The sequence below is a fragment of the Neobacillus endophyticus genome (assembly GCF_013248975.1).
Lineage (GTDB): Bacteria > Bacillota > Bacilli > Bacillales > Cytobacillaceae > Neobacillus > Neobacillus endophyticus.
The window spans coordinates 2,711,854-2,731,792 of the sequence record NZ_JABRWH010000001.1 but is presented as its reverse complement, the minus strand read 5'-3'; the positions used below and the strand labels follow the sequence as shown (position 1 = coordinate 2,731,792).

Sequence of the window (19,939 nt, the reverse complement as noted above, 5' to 3'; positions counted from 1 at the left end):
CTATTATATCTTGAAATTTCAGGAAAACAATGAAACTTTCATAATATATAGAATTTTTCACATTTAAAATACCTCTTATATAAAGAAACTCACCGACTGGCGAGCCCGGCAGGTCGAAGACAGACGCATGTTGCCCTTATACCTGAAAGGTAAGTTTTTCTATCGGCTGAAAAAAACTCCTGCCTAAATTAAGCAGGAGATCCTTTTTCCGAAAACAATTCTTCCAAAATGGCAATTTTTTTCTCTGTATAGTCTTTAAAGCTGTCATTGTATGATTTTGGATCCTTTGGATTGGCGAAGTGAGTAATCTTGCCGGTGACTGGATCGATAAATTTGCTTGCAGCACCGCAGCCGAGGCCAATGATCGTCTGCAGCTCCTCCATAATGATGATGTTATAAATACTATCTTGATTTGGCAGGGCGTAACCTACATTTTCAAGATTACCCAGAATGTTCTTTTGCCTGTATAGATAATATGGCGCATATCCATGGGAAGTGGTCCAATTTTGGGCAAGCTCCATCATCTTCTCTACTTCAGTGCGGTCGGCAACTTTATATTTATCTTTATTCTTTGTCATTTCTGATGCCCGCTTGAATGACAATGTATGAACAGTTAACGACTCTGGCATCAGCTTCTCGGTTTCCTCCAAGGAATGAGTAAATTCCTGCATCCCCTCGCCAGGAAGGCCGATAATTAAGTCCATATTTATATTATTCATGCCCATTTCCCGGGCCAAGTGATATTTTTCAATTGTTTCTGTAACAGTATGATGTCTGCCGATTGCTTTTAACGTTTCTTGAGTGTATGATTGCGGATTGATACTGATCCGGTCAATATTCCATTTCTTTAACACTTCTAGTTTTTCAGGTGTTATTGTATCGGGACGGCCGGCTTCAACGGTAACTTCGCGGATGTTTTCTACTTCCGGAAAGGATGTGTACATTTCTTCATAAAGCATATCCATTTCTTCCGCCGTAATACTTGTCGGTGTGCCCCCGCCATAATATACAGTAGTAATCCTGATTCCTTTTTTCTTCAGCCACTCGCCGATTTGCCTCATTTCAAAGTGAAGACCGCCCAAGAAGGAATCGACAGAGCCTTGACGGCCGTTGATTGCGTAGGCTGGGAAAGTACAGTAGGCACATTTTGTTGGGCAAAATGGGATACCAATATAAATACTTACTTCATTTTTCAATGAATAAAGGTCCGGAATAACCGCAAGCTGACGGTCGACAATTTGCTGCATCAGCGCAATTTTTTCATCTGTGATTAAGTATTCATCCTTTAGTTGTTGATGAGCCTTATCTTGCGGAACACCCTCCTGATTTTTACGATGCATTAGCTTCGTTGGCCTGACACCGGTTAAGATTCCCCATTTTTGGATCATCCCTGTCCATTCTTGCAGAACAGTTAAATACACGTGAGAAACAGCATTTTTCACTTGCTTGAAAGTTTCTTTATCGGAAGCAGCAGGCTTCCACTCTATTTGATATTCGGAAAACAGTTTTTTGCCGTTTTGATCTTTAAGTTCAGCAGAAACCTGAATCAACTGATCAACCTGCAAATTGAATTTAATTTGCACATCGGCTGTCGATTCATCTGTTTTAGCAATCTGTGATTCTTCAAAAAATAAATTAGCAATATGCTCCAGCGGACGATTAAATCTCTCATCGTCAAGCCCTAAAATGGAAATTCGCAAAAAAATCACTCTTTCAAATTAAACTTCCTTAAGTGTACAAAATCCCAAAAACAAGGTCAATATAGTGGAAAGTATTCGCAAAAACAAAAGATATCCTGAGTATCCCCAAGATATCTAATCGTAAATCATTTTTTTATAATCTTCATTTTTCTTAAAAACTCGATTGGCTGCTGTTTTCGGAAATGTTCCTTTACCATATAGGCTACTCCCAGCTCGTTTTCAGGCCGCGTCACCCAGTCAGAGGCTTTTTTCACCTCGTATGGGGCATTCCCCATTGACACGCCAAGCCCTGCTGCTTCAATCAAAGGAATATCGTCAAAGCTATCGCCAATATAAACCATTTCTTTGAGGTCAAATCCAAGCAAATCTCCAAGGTGCGCTAACCCGGTCAATTTAGAGGCACCACATGGAACAATGTCCAGCCTTAACTTATTCACACGAATGGCATCAATTTCTACAAACATACCTTCAAGTGCTGTAACAGCATCCTCCAGGTCATGTTCCTCTTCAAAATAAACTTCAATCTTTAGAGGAGAAACCGGTTGATCATGTAAATGCTCAGTTAATGATGGTACAAATTGCTGTGAAAAGAACATAGAATCTCCAGTAGATAACACCGTTTTTCCCAATAGATTTTGCTGATGCTTAAACTTATTGGCTAATGCAAACTTCTCATGTACGAGACGGATTTGGCATGGAAATGCTTCAAGGAAACGGATTGCATCATAGGTAATATGCTCATTGATGCGTTTGGTATAAACCGTTTTGTCGTCGGAGCTTGCGACTAATGCTCCTTGATAAGTAATGAGCGGTGATTTTATTTTTAACGCCTTTGCTACTTTTTTTGCTGTAGGGAAGCTTCTCGACGTAACGAGTGTTACATAGATTCCCTTTTGCTGCACATATTCAATGGCTTCTTTTGTTGCTTTATGAAGCCTGCCATTTGTCTGAAGTAGCGTGCCATCAATATTTAATGCAAGCAAGCGATAAATCATTTTGTTGCCCCCTGTTCTTGGTGAGATTATCCTTATATCACTTTTATGATTTTTCTCCCATTAATAGAACATCTAGGTAAAAACTGATTTGCTTGCTTTACTTTCAGCTACATCTGTCCGTATAATTCTGCCAGCGGCTTCATAATGATTTGGTTTAATTCACCAATCACCGTATTCATCCGTTGTTCTGCTTGCATTAGACTAGCAATTTTTGGATTTTGTTGAACAAGTGTAACGGATGACTGTGCCTGTTGGATTTCCTGCTCCGAAATATCCTGGCCCATCATTTGTTTTTGTTGAAGGTTCATTTGAATTTGACGGAACTGGTCGAACATTTTTTTTGCAGCAGGATCGGCATTTACCTGATCATACATTCTCTTTAAATTTAAAAATTCTTCACTCCCGCGAATAGCGGCTTCTACCGCATATGCAGAATCATGCAAATTAACTGCCATGTAAAAACACTCCTTTATAATTAGCTTTGTTAATAACCTTTTCTGTTGATTTTTTCTCAATCCACAGTGTGGCAAAACCAAAGATGAATTTTTAACCTAGCCTTTTCTTAATTCCTTCCCAACTATAACAAACTATTCGCCTAATTGCGAGAATGTTCAAATCACCTCTTTTGCAGCTCATACATAAGATACCTATATCAGCTTATGCCTATTTTCTAAATCAGGCGTAGGTGCCGGAGAAAATTGCGAGTTCCATTAAATGAGGAATGTTTATGAGGCCAACCATATCTATTACCGTCATTCCAAGGAAGTCTGACAACCAATCTGATTCCCTTGTCCAAATATCTCGTCAAGTAATTTCTCAGCTACACATTAACATCAATAATAGTGAAGCTTTGAAAATCGCACTCGGAGGAAGCATTATTAATGCGAAAATCCAGGAGATTGACCAAACAGCAGCTGAAATCCACATACCCGAAACAGTTCTACTAGAATTAAAACTTCCCTTTCAAAGATACAAATTCAAGGTCTGTTATTACGCGGATCTCCATTTGCTCCAGCTTGGTCCTGTTATAGCATTGTTAACAAATTTTACAGTTTCTGATAACAAAGAGCCTCATTTTCGTTCGGTCCATAAATTTTGCGAGGAGCTTCATCATGGCATTTCTGAATCAGGCGGTTTTTTTTACGTATTTTCATATGGTCAATTTCCAAAGAATGCTTTTTACCTTGATAACGGTAAATGGCTTTCAGCTAAGCTCCCTTTGCCAGATGTCATTTATAATAGGATCCATTCTCGTAAACTGGAGAAAAGCCACTCCTTTAACCAGTTTCGCGAGCAGCTTCAAACGCTGGCGATTCCGATGTTTAATGACCGCTTTCTTTCCAAATGGGACGTATACGAGCAAATCATACAAGAGGATTCGCTCGTTCCTTATATCCCAGAGACTAGAATTTTTTCTAAATCCAATTTGTTAGACCTAGTGCAAAAATATGAATCTGTCTTTATGAAACCTGTGAATGGCAGCCAAGGAAGAAACATCATTAAATTGTTCAAAATTGGAGAAAACCAATACACTTTTCTTTTTACACTCACAGACTCATTAGAAACTGGAATCAGGAAATTGATCCTGGAAGACCTTTACGAACAAATAATGCCCCTGCTGCAAAATCGGATTTATCTTCTGCAGCAAGGGATCACATTTGCATCATATGATGCCCGGACAATGGATTTTAGGGTTTTATGCCATAAAAACTCGCTTCATCAGTGGGTCGTTACTTCCATTGTTGCCCGAGTTGCTGCCCAAGGCGAATTTGTATCCAATTTAGCAAAAGGAGGAATGATTTTAAAGCCTCTGAAAGCATTAAAAACTGTTTTCAGTCAAAAAACGGCATTCGAAGCCTATAGGAATATGAAGGAATTGGCCCTTAAAGTTGCTGAAACTGTCAGCTATAGTGAGCAAGGGATTACAGGGGAACTTGGAATAGATCTAGGAATTGATATGAATGGAAAGCCATGGCTGATTGAAGTGAACTCTAAACCTTCTAAAGAATTCGAAGATAGTCAGAGTAAAATCAGACCTTCAGCACAAGCCATTATACAATTTTGCAACCAACTTGCATTCGAAAGGAAGTTTGAATAAATGCTTACTTTTGGAATTATGAGTTTAAGCCTTGAAAGTGAAGAAGCATATATGAATGAAATTGCCTTACATGCTGAACCCTGCGGCATGGAGTGTTACCGGTTTATCCCTTCTCAAATCAATCCGCATACACTTCATGTGAATGGAAAAAAATTTGATACAAAAACGAAAAGATGGATTAATAAGGAATTTCCCATTCCGTCGATTATTTATGATCGATGTTTTTACGGTGAGGATGAGCATTCCAAGCAATGTATGCCAATCATATCTTGGTTAAAGAATCGGAAAGATATTACCTTTTTAGGCTATGGCCTACCAAATAAACTTGAACTTTATCATGCGCTTAAGAATACTCCTTTATCACCTTATTTGCCGCCTACACAGCCTGCCTCTAATGTAAAGATGGTACTGAAAGAAATGGCAGATAAAAAGAGGATTATTTTAAAACCAATTAACGGTGCGCATGGATACGGGATCTATACGCTTAAACAAAACGATAAAACGATCTTAGTTAAAACGGAAAAACAAAAGCAAATGATTTCGCGAATTTTCCCTAATGAGGCCAAGCTCAATCAATGGCTACAGTCTTTACTTTCGAAACGTCCATATCTGATCCAACCTTATCTTGATTTAGTCAACGAAAATCTGGAGCCTTTTGATATTCGTGTTCTTCTGCAAAAAAATGAATTTGGCAACTGGGGGGAACTTGGCAGGGGTATTCGGCACGGAAGTCCTGGCGGAATTTTATCAAATTTAAGTGCTGGCGGCTCTTGTAGCACTTTTTCTGAATGGGCATCGTCCCTTCCGGTAGCAAAAGCCGAATATATGTCGCAAGAAATAGGCTACATTCTATCCGAACTTCCCCTCATACTAGAAAACGCCTTTTTGCCGTTATTCGAAATTGGTGTTGATATTGGGGTGGCACAAAACGGCTCTATCTGGATTCTTGATATAAATTCAAAACCGGGAAGGAAGGTTTTGCTGCAAACAAGACCTGATGTGAAAGAAACCCTCTACCTTGCACCGCTTCTATATGGTAAGTATCTTTCAGAGACGGACCAATCAGAAAGGAAGAATTTTTATGAGAAAACGTTATCTCATTGAAGTCGTGCAAAATGATCAAATGATTGTTTTTTGCCCACCGGCCATTCTTAAGGATAAGACAATCAAGAGAATCGCATTCGGCTCGAAATCGATTGCAGTTGATTTTCTTCCACATCCTGATCATACCGATCGAATTGTTATTAGCAGAGTGATTCAAAAAGCTCTGCTTTTTCCAAATTTCAAGTTGCCGCTCCATGTGTTTATTGAAGGGCAAAATTTATATATTGGTCCGCTTGTCGGTATCTTCACAGCAGGCTTTCTTCACTCAGAAGAAGAAGACCAGCCGATTGGCGAAAGAACACAGTTCTTTTCAAAGCTCCTATCTGTTAATAAAACGGTTGGTGCTCTTCCATTCATTTTTGGCGAGCAGCACATTGATTGGGAGCACGGAACAATTGAAGGCTATTTTTACAATCACAGAGAATGGCAAAAACACCAAATTCCCTTCCCGAATGTGATTTATGACAGGCTCCCTAACAGAAGAAGTGAAGGAATACCAAGATTAATCAAGGTAAAGGAGCGGCTGCAAAAGGAATATCTAATCCCGTGGTATAACCCTGGATTTTTCAACAAGCTAGAGGTGTATGAACGCTTGCAGCAAGAGCCCACAGTGGAAGAATATCTTCCAGAAACACAAGCTTTCACATCGTTTTCAATGATTGAAACCATGCTTTCAAATTATGGCCACGTTTTTATAAAGCCAAAAAACGGCAGCCTCGGCCTGGGTGTACATCAAATTATCTATGATAAATATGACGATGATTATTTCTGCAGGTTTCAGGATAAAAATGAAATCAACCGGCTGCGAAAATTCTCAACCTTAGAGCAATTGGTTAATAACATTTTTGCCAATCAATCACTGGAGCGGATGATTGTCCAACAAGGAATCCATTTATTACGTATTGACCATCGTCCTGTAGACTTCCGTGTTCATACGAATAAAGATGACTTCGGAAATTGGCACGTATCCGCTCTTGCAGCCAAAATTGCTGGTCCAGGAAGCGTGACGACACATAAACGGAGTGGCGGCGAAATAAGAACCATTCATGAGATCTTCCAAAAGACAGAAGGAGACCAATATATTGAAAAGCTTTCCAATGCCGCTCTCCTCTTAAGTAAAGCCCTCGATAAACAAATTGAAGGAATCATTGGGGAAATCGGGTTTGATTTAGGAATTGACAAAAACGGAGATGTTTGGCTTTTTGAGGCGAATTCTAAGCCAGGAAGATCCATTTTCAGTCATCCTGAATTAAAACAATTTGATTTTCTCACCAGACAGCTATCGATTGCTTTTGCAGTTTTTCTTACAGAGCAATCCTTGTTATATCCGGAGGAATTATTTCAATGAAGTTCCCACTATCTGGACCACTTATCGGGATCTTGACAGCCAGCAAAAAGGACGGCACGATTGCAGGGAATGGACAATTATTTACAGAATTACAAAAGAAGCTTATTTCATATAATGGAATAAGCTTTGTTTTCACACTTGATCATGTGAGAGACCATTCAATTTACGGATTCACCTACTTGCCCGACAAACAGCGATGGGTACAAGGCAATTTCCGATACCCTGATATTATTTATAATCGGATTCCCTTTCGAATAACAGAACAAACAGAGCCATTTCGGTGTTTTATTGCCAGCTTAAAGGAGAAAAGAATACCGTTTTTTAATCCATGTTTTATTGATAAATTTGAACTTTACGATCTTTTTAATAGTCACTCCATTCTCAAGGATTACCTGCCTAGAACCATACCAATCCGGCAAAAACAGGATTTATTATTTTTTATAAATGCACATAAATGCATTTATTTAAAACCAGCAAAATCTTCGAAAGGCAAAGGGATCTATCGATTAAAACTACGGTCTCCATATATCCATCTAGAAGGAATCAATCAGATGGAAGTCATTCCTTCGTTCGACCAATTTTGGGAGAAATGGAGCAGCAAACTACAGGAAAAGGAATATCTGGCTCAAGAAAGCATTGATCCCGAAGAGTATGAAGGATATCGGTTTGATTTTCGCATCCTCGCCCATGGGGAAGGAAATACCTACGTACCAACAGGTGTTGGAATTCGACAATCTCAAGAACAGGAAGTCACCACACACATTCCCTCAGGCGGGAGACTCCTTCCTTATGAAAGAATCCAGACCAACGATCATGACCATTTTATACAAACAATCGTTCCATATATCGGTAAAGCTTTATCAGAACGTTTTGGCTATTTTGGTGAATTCTCGATTGATGCAGGCGTGAGCAAGACGGGACAATATTTCATTTATGAAGTCAATTCCAAACCAATGAGCTTTGATGAACCCGAGATTGAAGAGAGAAAAATCGAACAGCTCTGCCGTTTATTCCTTCAACTAGCCAATTTCCATTAAGAATTTCATTTAAAAAATGATGAAAACAAGGTATCTTTAATTTAAGATTCGTACCTGGAGGTAGCTGCAATGATCATGCACTTTCAATATAAACCGCTGTTTCAAAATAAAAATATCCCCGGCTGGACCATTTCGTTTTATTATCAAAAACAACACTATACTGGCATCTATCACCAATCTGGAAAGATTGAATGGACCTCTGTTCCTCCCATGCAGGAAGACCTGGAAGGATTAGCGAGCCAGATTCATGAATTAATGCTTTTTCATGTGTATGAATAATTCAAGTTTTTGAATGAAAACCAGTCCCTTTCCACAAACTGTTACTAGATAAAAGGAAAGGATCGATGGCAATGGAGAAGAAAAATGAAAATCTTGCTGAGCAAGGCTCCGAGTATGAAGGAAGAGACAAAGCCTTTATGGATGTAGATCGCATGATTAATGAAGGAATGTCGGGCGGCTCTGTTCACCCGCGCCATGATAGTACAAATATTGAAGAAGCACGGAACCTTGTAGAAGAGGAACCGCCTTATGAATGTGAATAGTTCTCCCTGCTGGGCCTAAATACAGACCCGGCTTTTTTTATTTTAGTTTTTAATTCTGCAGCTGTTATAATAAAACTTAAAAAACTATGGGGAAATTTGCATGCTGAAAAAATTATTAGCCGTTTACGAAAATTCCATGATCTATTACAAGCAGCCCGAGATCGTATCTGAAGAATTTTACTATTTCACTGATGCAGACGAAAAGGCATGGATTAGTATTCCGAAAACTTCCATTAATGAACCGGAGCTGCAGCTTTTGAAAACATTGTTTCTTAAGGTAGAGGAGCGGCCAAAACCTTCCACATCTGCAGCAAAAGAGTGGTATGAATTTTTATTGTTAAATGGCTCTCTTCCACATCACTTGAACGGATGTTTCCGCATTATTCAATTTCATATTACAGGTGATGGTGTTAATCAAATGGAAGTTGAAGACGCATTGAAGGGTTTCTTTACAGAGGAAGTAGTAATTGTCTGGGAAAACAAGAGCCGGGGAATGGTCGTGGAACAGAAGAAAGCAGCATCACTTATGGAAGAAGAGTTTCAGGCGATGCTTGAAACGATGGAAAGTGATTTTTACGTTAAAATGTCTTTTTTCAGAGGGAAACAGCATGTTTTGAATGATAAACTCCGAAATTTATTCCGAGAGGAAAAAGAATTTTTCAGCTTTGCGATCGACCATATGGAGTCCCCTAGAATTTATACATATGAACGTGTTTTTCCAGCTTTCCTTGCTGCCCATTTACCTTTGGAATTAAAATTGAAAGTTATTCCAGAAATATTTGATTTATTCCGCCATGACCCTGAGATGTTTGCAACTATTAAAGTTTTTCTGGAAAACAATTCAAATGCAAGTCTTACTGCAAAAAAATTATATATACACCGTAATACACTTCAATACCGGATAGATAAGTTTGTAGAAAAAACTGAAATCGACTTAAAAGAGTTTTATGGAGCGTTTACTGTGTTCCTCGCCTGCTTACTATTTGAACATCATGCCTAAAAAAAGCGTTTACACTTTTGTGCAAACTGTCTATATCGCTTTTCATCCTTACCAGGTAAACTATTCCTAACAAGAGAAATTTAGGGGGGCTTACCACATGGCTGAATTAAAATTGGATCATATCTATAAAATCTATGATAATAAGGTAACAGCTGTTCAAGACTTTAATTTGCATATCGCTGATAAAGAATTTATCGTCTTTGTAGGACCTTCCGGCTGTGGTAAATCAACCACATTACGTATGATCGCCGGACTTGAGGAAATTTCAAAAGGTGATTTTTTCATTGATGGTAAAAGAGTAAATGATGTTGCTCCTAAAGACCGCGATATTGCCATGGTATTCCAAAACTATGCCCTTTATCCACATATGACGGTTTATGATAACATGGCATTTGGGTTAAAGCTTCGTAAATTCCCAAAAGATGAAATTGACCGACGAGTGAAAGAAGCAGCAAAAATTCTTGGCCTGGAAGCCTATTTAACCCGTAAACCTAAAGCCCTTTCCGGCGGTCAGCGTCAACGTGTTGCCCTTGGCCGTGCTATTGTTCGTGACGCAAAGGTATTCTTAATGGACGAACCATTATCCAACCTTGACGCCAAGCTTCGTGTGGCGATGCGTGCAGAAATTGCCAAGCTTCACCGCCGCTTAAATACTACAACCATCTATGTAACCCACGACCAAACAGAAGCTATGACAATGGCCACTCGTTTGGTTGTTATGAAAGATGGAGTCATTCAACAAGTTGGTTCACCTAAAGAAGTATATGAAAAGCCGGAAAATGTTTTTGTTGGCGGCTTTATCGGCTCGCCGGCAATGAACTTCTTTAATGGAAAATTAGAGGATGGCAAATTCGTTATTGGCAAGACAACTATTCATGTTCCTGAAGGAAAAATGAAATACCTGCGCGAGCAAGGCTACGTGGGTAAAAATATGACTCTTGGTATTCGTCCAGAGGATATTCATGACGAACCTGTTTTCATCAATTCATCTGAAGGTACAAAAATCTCCGTCAAAATTGATGTAGCCGAGTTAACTGGTGCAGAATTACTTGTTTATGCAACCCTTGGAGAACAAGACTTTGTTGCCCGTTTAGACTCCCGTGGAGATGTAAGACCTGGCGATCCATTAGAATTGGCATTCGATTTAAACAAAGCCCACTTCTTTGATGCAGAAACAGAATATCGTATTCGCCCACAAAACGAAAAATAAAGAGACATAGCTTCTAGGTCTAGAGCTGATATATTCTCAAAGATCTTTTCTAAGCTGATATTAAATAAGTTCCTTATCCCCCGTTTTATCCCAAGATAAAACGGGGTTATTCTTTAATCAAAATCACTTCAGCTTTTTCGCAATGAGGGCAGCTATATAGATGCGGGCATTTATGTCCTGAATGTGTATCAGGGTACCCGTCCTCCAATTTCATTAGCTCAATCTCCATATAAGGACTATAATCATCGTAATAATCCATAATTCTTCCGCTTTCAATCATAGGTTCACCGCAGTTCGTACATAATAAGTATACTTTCCTTAATCCATTGCAGACAGGGCATACTGACATACATTCCATCCTTTTTGGTTTATTATTTAGCTTAGTTTGTGTTACTTTCTCAAGCCTATGTAAAGGGATAAATTACCAACATCTAAGCAGAATAAGACCAAAAGATTGAATCATAATAAAGATTACAAAGCAACACTTTTACAAACGATGGATGAAACCAGCAAGGGCAATTTCCGGTGCAACTCCGGATCATCCAGCCAAATTAAATGGGTTAGGCCAAGGTGGCAATGGTCTTAACCAAATATGGTTCAATACCATACTAACCCCAAAATTAATTAAGAGGAGTGTTATACAACAATGGCTCGTAACAACAACTCTAATCAACTTTTAGTACCAGGAGTACAAGAAGCACTTAACCAAATGAAGTTTGAAATTGCTCAAGAGTTTGGTGTTAGCCTCGGAGCAGATACAACTTCTCGTGCAAACGGCTCTGTTGGAGGAGAAATCACGAAGCGTCTTGTTTCAATGGCAGAATCTCAACTTGGCGGATTCAGCCGTTAATTAAAACTTTATAAATAATATGGCTTAGCCCCTTCCCTTATAGGAAGGGGCTTTCAAAATAGGTTTTATGAAAAATAAATTAAATAGCTTAGACCATTTTCTCCGGTTTGATCCATTCCTCAAACTGTTCTTCTGTCAAGTAACCAGTTTTTAATGCTGCTGTTTTTAACGTACTGTTATCTTTAAAAGCAAGCTTTGCAATTTCCGCTGCTTTTTCATAACCAATATGCGGATTTAAGGCTGTAACAAGCATTAATGAACGTTCCACATGCCCCTTGATCACATCGATATTCGCCTCAATACCGACAGCACAATTCTTTTTAAAAGAACGGATTCCATCTGAAAGCAGCCTGATGGATTGAATGAGGTTATGAATAATAACAGGTTTAAATACATTCAACTCAAAATTGCCTTGGCTTGCTGCAAATCCAATCGCCGCGTCGTTTCCAAAAACCTGGCATGCCACCATTGTCATGGCTTCACTTTGAGTTGGATTTACTTTTCCAGGCATGATGGAGCTGCCGGGCTCATTGGCAGGAATACTGATTTCTCCGATCCCGCTTCTCGGCCCGCTTGCCAACCAGCGGACATCGTTAGCGATTTTCATCATATCAGCAGCCAATGCTTTTAGAGATCCATGTACATATACAATTTCATCATGGCTTGTTAGTGCATGGAATTTATTTTCTGATGAAGTAAATTTATAGCCTGTTGACGCTTCTATCTGTTCGGCAACCATCGTGCCGAACTTTGGATCAGCATTTATTCCTGTTCCTACTGCTGTTCCGCCAATCGCTAGAGAAAGCAAATGCTGGGCAGATTCAATTAACATTTGTTCATTTTTATCAAGCATAAACCGCCATCCGCTGATTTCTTGCCCTAATGTTAACGGGGTAGCATCCTGGAGGTGAGTCCGGCCAATTTTTACAATGCTAATAAAAGATTTTTCTTTTTCATTTAAAGTATTTTTCAATTCCTCAATGGCAGGAAGTAGTCGCTCAACAATTTTTATATAGGCTGCTATATGCATGGCAGTTGGGAATGTATCATTGGAACTTTGCGACATGTTGACGTCATCATTTGGATGAATTTTCTCCTGTGAGGTGTCTTCCCCTGCCATTTCTTGCAGCAAGTGATTGGCTCGATTGGCAATCACCTCATTTACATTCATGTTCGATTGAGTACCGCTGCCCGTTTGCCAGACTGCCAATGGGAAATGATCATCATATGTTCCACTTAAAATCTGATCACACACCTTTGTAATGGCATTCATTTTGGATTCATTAAGCTTGCCTAATCGATGATTGACAATAGCTGCTGCTTTTTTAATGTATACGAGGCCATAAATAACCTCCAATGGCATCTTTTCAGAACCAATTTTGAAATTATCTTTGCTCCGCTGTGTTTGTGCTCCCCAAAATTTATCCTGCGGAACTTGTACTTCACCAAGCGTATCCTTCTCGATTCTAAAGTTTCCCAAAATTTCCACCTCACAAATTCACTTACAAAATATGTATGCCCAATCTTCCCATTTTTATTAAGAAAAAAACTGCAGAGATTAATCTGCAGCTTTAATGTTTAAGAAGTGTATATCCGATATAATATGAAAGGATTAGTAAACTGCCAATGGTTAGAACAACTGAGTAATCTGACATGAATAGCCCCCCCCATTTAAATCATTCACTTTATTATTTTTAAGGTATCACATAAAATGGGAGTTAGAAGTGATCGTTCTTACATATTCACGGCAAAGATGTGAACTTTTTGTGAAATGTTTTTTTGAGATCTGCTGATCATCCGATTGATTTTCCCATGAACTCTAGTCTGGTTCTTCAGAATTAATTAGCTGTGTCCTTTCCCTTTACGATTCCATTTCTTGTCCCATTTTTCTTTTACTTTATTCCATTGTTCCTCCCATTTTTGCAGTTCATTGTTAAACTGCTCTGGAATACCTTCTAAATTAAACCCTTCTTGTTTTTTCTGTTCATCTATCAAATCCTGGATTTGAGTAACATGAAAACTTTCATTTGGTGCATTTCTTAATGCCCCCTGCATCGCTTCGCGGAAAACAAGTGCTGCTCCTGTTCCATTTGTTGGAATCATATAATGTTCCGCATCCGTTATGTCGTAACCTACCCAAATGGCTCCGACTAATTGCGGGGTATACCCGACAAACCACTGATCCTTCAATCCGTTAATTCCTTTAATAGGAACTTGAGTTGAACCTGTCTTCCCTGCCGTCTCTCTTCCGGGAATTTGTGCTGCTTTTCCTGTTCCTTGCTCCACAACCCCAAGCAGCATCGTCGTCATATTTTCAGTTACTGTTTTGGTGGTTACCTTTACCTTTTTTAACCTCCAGGCACCAATTATATTTCCTTCGTCATCGACGATTTTTTTGATGACATGGGACGCAACCCGATATCCTTTATTCGGAAATACAGAAAAAGCTTCAGCCATTTCCATTGGTGAAACACCTTTATGCAGACCTCCAAGGGCTAGCGGGAGATTGTGGTCTTCTTGATCTAATGAGATTCCGAATCGTTTTACAGAATCTAGCCCCTTTTCAATCCCAATTTGATTTAATAGCCAGACTGCAGGGAGATTCTTAGATTCTTTCACGGCATCATACATGGGTACTTCACCTTCATATTGATGGTCATAATTGCTTGGAACATACTGACCAAACTTCATTGGCTCATCCTTTAACATATCCGTTATTTTCCACCCTTCCTCGAGAGCAGGAGTGTACACGGCCAATGGCTTAAAGGATGAGCCAGGCTGTGCCTTTAGTTGAGATGCTCGATTATAGCCTCTAAAAGTATGTGGTCCTCTTCCTCCGACAATTGCTCGCACTGCACCTGTCTTCGGATCTAATAATACGCCTCCGCTTTGAACAAGACGGTCCTTCCCTTTTGGAAAGATAACATCATTTTGATACGTATTTTCCATGGCCGTTTGCATTGATGGATCAAGCTCCGTGTAAATATGATAGCCCTCCGTTAGCAGCTCATCCTGAGATAGTCCGTACTTATTAATGGCCTCCTCCATCACTTGATCCACATAATAAGGGTATTTACCCCGGAATGGATCGTTGCCAGAATCGTCTAATTTAACTTTTTCTTGTTTTGCTTTTATATATTGTGCATTTGTAATGTAGCCTTGGTCCTTCATTTCCAATAAAACCAAGTTTCGTCTTTCTATTGCTTGTTTCATATGGTCATATGGATTTAAGGTTGAAGGCGATCTAATTAATCCTGCTAGCAGAGCTGATTCACTGATGGTGAGATTCTTAACATTTTTGCCGAAATATTTGCTTGCAGCCTGTTTAATTCCCCATGCTCCGTTCCCAAAATAAATTCTATTTAAATACATTTGCAGAATTTCCTGTTTTGAGTATTCACGTTCCACAGCCAGTGCCATGAACATTTCCTCCATTTTTCTCTGCATTGTCTTTTCAGAAGTTAGCAAGGTATTTTTAACGAGCTGCTGTGTGATCGTACTTCCGCCTTCGGCCATTCCGCCCACTTTTACATCACGGAATAATGCGCGGGCTGTTCCCAAAAGATCCACTCCATGGTGCTGATAAAAACGATGATCTTCAATGGCAACTACTGCATGCTGCATGGATCCCGGGACGTCTTTAATCGGGACTCCTTCATTTTTATTTGCAGAAACTTTACTTGCTATTTTCCCAAATTCATCATAAAAAATGGTCGGCTGTGGTATTTCATCATTAAGTGCAGAGATATCTGCCGTTTTTGAAAAATAATAGATAATCCCAAAGAATCCTAATATCAACAATAAAGCAGATAAAAGTATGATTTGAACCAAGTGCCATCTTTTGAGATTTTTCCACATGCTCATGACAGCCGGTTTTTTCATAGTTCCTCCCAGGATGAAAATAATCAAAAATTTTTAATAGTAGGTATAATGTTCCATATTTCTCCTAAATTTATGAGGAATTACTCCACCTTTTTCCAAATAAAAAAAGACGAGGTTTCACCCTTGTCTCTTTCTTATTGATCGTTATTGGTTAGTTCTTTAAACCGCTGTTTTGATAGTTTTTCATCGAAGCTGCTAAATATCCGATTATTTCTTTCATCCAAAATTCGAAAATGTTTACTTAAAATATTTTGCTGAAGAACAAATCCATGCCTTTTTAATAGAACCTTCCACCAAACACGGCCTCCGAAAGTTTTGACTTTACGGTAATCAATTCCTTCCCTTGCGACTGTCTCAATCACTTCCAAGGGCTCACTGCCAAATAGAAATTGAACGGTTTCCGTTTCACGAAAAAGAGCACAAATGGAGACGACAGTTGACCAGTTGGCAAGTACTCTTCCTTTTTCAATCTGCACGAGTGTTTTCTTCGAGACACCTATAATATCTGCCATTTTGTCCTGGGTATAATCCGCTTCTGTTCGAATTAACCTCAGCTTCTCTGAAACACTCCTAATGATTTCGTCTCTGGTCATGTTTAAGCCCTTCCTTCCATAGTCTCTCTAGGGTAATTTTACTCAAGAATTGGCAATTTTCAAAGCAATTTGACTAGCCCCAATTAAATAGAACTGTCGATTTTGAATGTACGTGTTCTCGTTCCTTGTGATTATTTTCCAAACAAAAAAAACTGCCTTTTTAGACAACAGCAGTTTTTTGTTTTACTTATTTAAATTGCGGTGGAATTTCACATTGACTGGAGCAGTTTTTCTTCAACTCGCATGCTGCGCATTTTCCTTTTTTAGATTTATTGATAAATTTCACTACAGCCCAAGCAGCATAACCAAAAACCACTATGCCAATGACGATGCTGGCAAACATAAAAATCATCTCCCATGAGAATTAAACAAGACCGAACAGTTTTCCGCCTTGATAGATCATAATGGACAGAACATAGGCAATGGCAAGTGCATACCCTATAGAAAACACAGTCCACTTTTTCGAGCCGGTTTCTTTATAAATAGTCGCAGTTGTGGCTAAACACGGAATATATAACAGGATAAACACCATAAAACTATAGGCAGCAAGTGGTGTATAATAATGTGACAGTAACCCCTGAAGGCTCGAATCACTCTTAACAAAGTAAATAATGTTCATAGTGGAAATGATCGATTCTTTAGCGAGAAAACCTGTTATCAGTGATGCAGCTGCCTGCCAAGTGCCAAAGCCAAGCGGCGCCAAAATGGGTGCAAGAACACCGCCGATTGCAGCTAAAAAGCTGTGGTCCATATTGACATTTAAACCTGCTGGCCCTGCATATGATAACAGCCAAATAAATACCGAGCCGCCAAAAATAAATGTTCCTGCTTTTCTTACAAATCCTTTTCCTTTATCCCAAGTGCTTCTCCAAAGTGATTGAAACTGCGGAAGCCGGTATGGCGGAAGTTCAATCACAAATAAGGAAGTTTCCGATTTTAATAAAGTAGAAGAAAAGATTTTTGCCAGAATTAAAGCAACAACAATCCCTAAAACATAAAGACTTAAAACGATAAATGCTTTATGTCCGATAAAAAATGCCCCTACAAATAAGGCATATACCGGCAAACGAGCTGAGCATGACATTAACGGTGTCAGTAAGATGGTTAATAACCGTTCCCTTGGGGTCTCAATAGTTCTTGCAGCCATGATGCCAGGAACATTACAGCCAAAGCCAATCATCATCGGAATAAACGCTTTACCGTTTAACCCCACAGATTCCATAATTCTGTCCATTACTAAAGCAACCCGGGCCATATAACCGGAATCCTCTAACAAGGAAATAAAGAAGAAAAGAATAAAGATTTGCGGTACAAATACTAATACACCGCCAACCCCTGCAACAAGACCATTAATAATCAATGCATGAATAAATGCTGAGGCATGAACAGCACTTAATGCCTGTTCAAACACAGAAGTGACTGGCCCTGATAAAAAAGCATCCAATGCGTTTGACAAAGGAGTCCCTAGCCAGTCGAAGGTTAATTCAAACATTAAATACATAAAGAGTAAAAAAATCGGCATTCCTAAATATTTATTGGTGACGATCATGTCGATTTTTTCTGTTAGGGGAATTACCCCTTCACTTTTCCTAGATACTTCTGCGGTAATTTTATCAATGGTTTCTTTTCTTTTTAAATAAATGTAATTTGCCAATGTTTTAACGTGATAACGTTCTTGTACAGTTGCTTCAACGGTGGAAACGACCTCTTTCAGTTTTTCGGGAGATGCAATTTGATGCAAATAGTTTTCTACATATTCGTTCCCTTCAAAATACTGAACAGCCAGCCAGCGAATGGAATGTTCCGCCTTATCGCTAATTAGATTGGACAATACAAGGATTGCCTCTTCAACCTCTATACCATAAAAAACAAGGTTCTTATTCTCCGGTTTCATGGATTTAGTAGCGATAATATTGACGAGTTTGTCGCAGCCTTTACCGCTTCTGGCAACTACCGGGACAACAGGAACACCTAGAATGTCAGATAACTTGGATGCATCGACGTGAATGCCCCGCTTATCCGCCACATCAACCATGTTGAGGCCAATCAGCACTGGCTTTTCATATTCTAAAAGCTGCAAGGTTAAATGCAAGTTCCGATCTAATTGAGAAGCATCTAATATATTGAGCAGCCGGTCAACTGAATCATTTAAAAAGAAAGAAGTAACAACTCCTTCATCCTTTGAAAGCGGGTTTAGTGTATAAACCCCTGGTAAATCAATTAACCTGCCAATATTATTTTTAAAAACTCCGACTTTCTTTTCAACAGTTACACCGCTCCAATTTCCGACATACTCATAGGAGCCTGTCAAATTATTAAACAACGATGTTTTCCCAGTATTGGGATTTCCGATTAGAGCGATTTCCATTATATTTTCTCCACCTCAATTTGCACTGCTTCCTTACGGCGAAGGCCAACGCATTGTCCGCATGATTCAATCATGACAGGACCGCCAAACGGCATGACACATTTCACACAAACTTCTGAACCCTCTGTTATTCCTAAATCAAGCAGTCGTCTTTGTACAAGGTGACTAACATGAGAAATATCGATAATTTTTCCTTTATCTCCTGCTTTTAGTGATCTGAACATATGCTATCACCCAATCTCTACTAATTGAGAATGATTCTCTTTCTATATTGACATTTTATCACTTTTTTTAGGAAAGAAGAGACTAATTTTTTGACAATTATTCGAAAAGTGATAAACAAGTCCTTTTATCCGGCAAATTATCATACTTTAAAATAGAATCAGATCTAAACATAATAATTGATATTTTTGATGAAAATTAGGTGCATCGGGTGTGCTTTTGCATAGGATGTAGGGAAAAAATTATCCCTAGGAGCAATTTTCCATGTTTACATTAAAGGTTGACCATGAAATTGAGCTTCAATTATTTCAACGCCATCATGCCTTGACACTATTTCAGCTTGTAGAGGAAAATCGTGATCACTTATCACAATGGCTGCCGTGGGTAAGCACAATGGTCACACTATATCAATTTGAAACCGTGATCCCTGTTTGGCTAAATCAATTTGCCGAAAACCAAGCATTAAATGTTGGCATCCTCTATAGAGGAAAGCTTGTCGGCTCAATTGGGCTACATCAAATTGATTGGTATAACAACATGGCAAGTATCGGGTACTATCTTTCCAAAAAGGCGGAGGGACGTGGAATCATTACTCGCTCTGTTACTGCGATGCTAAATTATGCCTTTTTCGATTTAGGAATGAACCGAATTGAGATCCGTTGTGGTGTCAATAATCAAAAAAGCAGGGCCATTCCAGAAAGACTTGGGTTTATCATGGAAGGCACGATAAGAGACGGTGAACTTTTAAATGGGCAGTTTCATGACATTACCATCTATAGTATGCTTGCCCGCGATTGGCGACGATCTTAAAACGTTTATTCACCATTTTGGCTGTCATAAAAGGACAGTTTTTTTTATTTTCATTATATATTTGCTCATTTAGCATTTTTTTGAAATAATAATACCTATACTTTTCGGTGTAAACATGAAATGAATGACATTCAACCTGTCATTCTTATTATTGTAAGCGAGGTGGCATACCTTACCTGT

At 39.0% G+C, this 19,939-nt stretch carries 20 protein-coding genes; 10 read left to right on the top strand and 10 right to left on the bottom strand.

The window, feature by feature from the left end:
* Positions 1-188: 188 nt before the first annotated feature.
* The 3 genes from HPT25_RS13335 to HPT25_RS13325 all read right to left on the bottom strand — a co-directional run bounded on the left by HPT25_RS13335 (position 189) and on the right by HPT25_RS13325 (position 3,150).
* Positions 189-1,700, bottom strand: coding sequence for a coproporphyrinogen III oxidase (locus tag HPT25_RS13335; RefSeq protein ID WP_173064878.1), 1,512 nt, complete (start codon positions 1,698-1,700; stop codon positions 189-191).
* Positions 1,701-1,825: 125 nt separating this feature from the next.
* Positions 1,826-2,695 carry a Cof-type HAD-IIB family hydrolase gene (locus HPT25_RS13330; protein WP_173064875.1) on the bottom strand — a complete coding sequence of 290 codons (870 nt, stop codon included), beginning with the start codon at positions 2,693-2,695 and terminating at the stop codon, positions 1,826-1,828.
* 107 nt (positions 2,696-2,802) lie between these two features.
* On the bottom strand, positions 2,803-3,150 hold the full coding sequence (locus HPT25_RS13325; protein WP_173064872.1) for a YlbF/YmcA family competence regulator: 348 nt from the start codon (positions 3,148-3,150) through the stop codon (positions 2,803-2,805).
* Between the two features lie 272 nt (positions 3,151-3,422).
* Between HPT25_RS13325 and HPT25_RS13320 the strand changes: the two genes are divergently transcribed.
* The 8 genes from HPT25_RS13320 (at position 3,423) to HPT25_RS13285 (ending at position 11,034) form a co-directional block, all read left to right on the top strand.
* Complete coding sequence (locus HPT25_RS13320; protein WP_173064869.1) at positions 3,423-4,793, top strand: YheC/YheD family endospore coat-associated protein; 1,371 nt, start codon at positions 3,423-3,425, stop codon at positions 4,791-4,793.
* Positions 4,794-5,897 carry a YheC/YheD family endospore coat-associated protein gene (locus HPT25_RS13315; protein WP_173064866.1) on the top strand — a complete coding sequence of 368 codons (1,104 nt, stop codon included), beginning with the start codon at positions 4,794-4,796 and terminating at the stop codon, positions 5,895-5,897.
* Positions 5,875-7,245, top strand: a complete 1,371-nt coding sequence (locus HPT25_RS13310; protein WP_173064863.1) for a YheC/YheD family endospore coat-associated protein — start codon at positions 5,875-5,877, stop codon at positions 7,243-7,245. Before HPT25_RS13315 ends, HPT25_RS13310 begins: the two co-directional genes overlap by 23 nt.
* Positions 7,242-8,282, top strand: coding sequence for a YheC/YheD family endospore coat-associated protein (locus HPT25_RS13305; RefSeq protein WP_173064860.1), 1,041 nt, complete (start codon positions 7,242-7,244; stop codon positions 8,280-8,282). Before HPT25_RS13310 ends, HPT25_RS13305 begins: the two co-directional genes overlap by 4 nt.
* 69 nt (positions 8,283-8,351) lie before the next feature.
* Positions 8,352-8,561 carry a YheE family protein gene (locus HPT25_RS13300; protein WP_173064857.1) on the top strand — a complete coding sequence of 70 codons (210 nt, stop codon included), beginning with the start codon at positions 8,352-8,354 and terminating at the stop codon, positions 8,559-8,561.
* A gap of 71 nt (positions 8,562-8,632) precedes the next feature.
* The gene (locus HPT25_RS13295) at positions 8,633-8,824 is read left to right on the top strand and encodes a hypothetical protein (protein ID WP_173064854.1); all 192 of its coding nucleotides are present in this window, start codon (positions 8,633-8,635) and stop codon (positions 8,822-8,824) included.
* Between the two features lie 100 nt (positions 8,825-8,924).
* Positions 8,925-9,824, top strand: a complete 900-nt coding sequence (locus tag HPT25_RS13290) for a PucR family transcriptional regulator (RefSeq protein ID WP_173064850.1) — start codon at positions 8,925-8,927, stop codon at positions 9,822-9,824.
* Between the two features lie 97 nt (positions 9,825-9,921).
* A complete protein-coding gene (locus tag HPT25_RS13285) occupies positions 9,922-11,034 on the top strand; it encodes an oligosaccharide ABC transporter ATP-binding protein MsmX (RefSeq protein ID WP_173064846.1) in 1,113 nt (370 codons plus the stop codon).
* A gap of 106 nt (positions 11,035-11,140) precedes the next feature.
* Here HPT25_RS13285 and HPT25_RS13280 read toward each other — a convergent pair whose 3' ends face one another.
* Entirely contained in the window at positions 11,141-11,383 is a 243-nt protein-coding gene (locus HPT25_RS13280; protein ID WP_173064843.1) for a hypothetical protein, read from the bottom strand.
* Positions 11,384-11,680: 297 nt separating this feature from the next.
* Here HPT25_RS13280 and HPT25_RS13275 point away from each other — a divergent pair, with 297 nt between their 5' ends.
* Complete coding sequence (locus tag HPT25_RS13275) at positions 11,681-11,884, top strand: alpha/beta-type small acid-soluble spore protein (RefSeq protein ID WP_173064840.1); 204 nt, start codon at positions 11,681-11,683, stop codon at positions 11,882-11,884.
* A gap of 88 nt (positions 11,885-11,972) precedes the next feature.
* Here the strand turns inward: HPT25_RS13275 and fumC are convergent, their stop codons facing one another.
* The 6 genes from fumC to HPT25_RS13245 all read right to left on the bottom strand — a co-directional run bounded on the left by fumC (position 11,973) and on the right by HPT25_RS13245 (position 18,951).
* The gene (fumC, locus tag HPT25_RS13270; RefSeq protein WP_173064837.1) at positions 11,973-13,364 is read right to left on the bottom strand and encodes a class II fumarate hydratase; all 1,392 of its coding nucleotides are present in this window, start codon (positions 13,362-13,364) and stop codon (positions 11,973-11,975) included.
* A 362-nt stretch (positions 13,365-13,726) separates the two neighbouring features.
* Positions 13,727-15,766, bottom strand: a complete 2,040-nt coding sequence (locus HPT25_RS13265) for a transglycosylase domain-containing protein (RefSeq protein ID WP_173064834.1) — start codon at positions 15,764-15,766, stop codon at positions 13,727-13,729.
* 134 nt (positions 15,767-15,900) lie between these two features.
* Entirely contained in the window at positions 15,901-16,359 is a 459-nt protein-coding gene (locus HPT25_RS13260) for a helix-turn-helix transcriptional regulator (protein WP_173064831.1), read from the bottom strand.
* 187 nt (positions 16,360-16,546) lie between these two features.
* Positions 16,547-16,702 (bottom strand): FeoB-associated Cys-rich membrane protein, encoded by a 156-nt coding sequence (locus HPT25_RS13255; RefSeq protein WP_173064828.1) that lies wholly within the window; start codon positions 16,700-16,702, stop codon positions 16,547-16,549.
* A 21-nt stretch (positions 16,703-16,723) separates the two neighbouring features.
* Entirely contained in the window at positions 16,724-18,727 is a 2,004-nt protein-coding gene (feoB, locus tag HPT25_RS13250) for a ferrous iron transport protein B (RefSeq protein WP_173064825.1), read from the bottom strand.
* The gene (locus HPT25_RS13245; RefSeq protein WP_173064822.1) at positions 18,727-18,951 is read right to left on the bottom strand and encodes a FeoA family protein; all 225 of its coding nucleotides are present in this window, start codon (positions 18,949-18,951) and stop codon (positions 18,727-18,729) included. The genes feoB and HPT25_RS13245 overlap by 1 nt, the downstream gene beginning before the upstream one ends.
* A 262-nt stretch (positions 18,952-19,213) precedes the next feature.
* Between HPT25_RS13245 and HPT25_RS13240 the strand changes: the two genes are divergently transcribed.
* Positions 19,214-19,759 (top strand): GNAT family N-acetyltransferase, encoded by a 546-nt coding sequence (locus HPT25_RS13240; RefSeq protein WP_173064819.1) that lies wholly within the window; start codon positions 19,214-19,216, stop codon positions 19,757-19,759.
* The last annotated feature ends 180 nt before the right edge of the window (positions 19,760-19,939 follow it).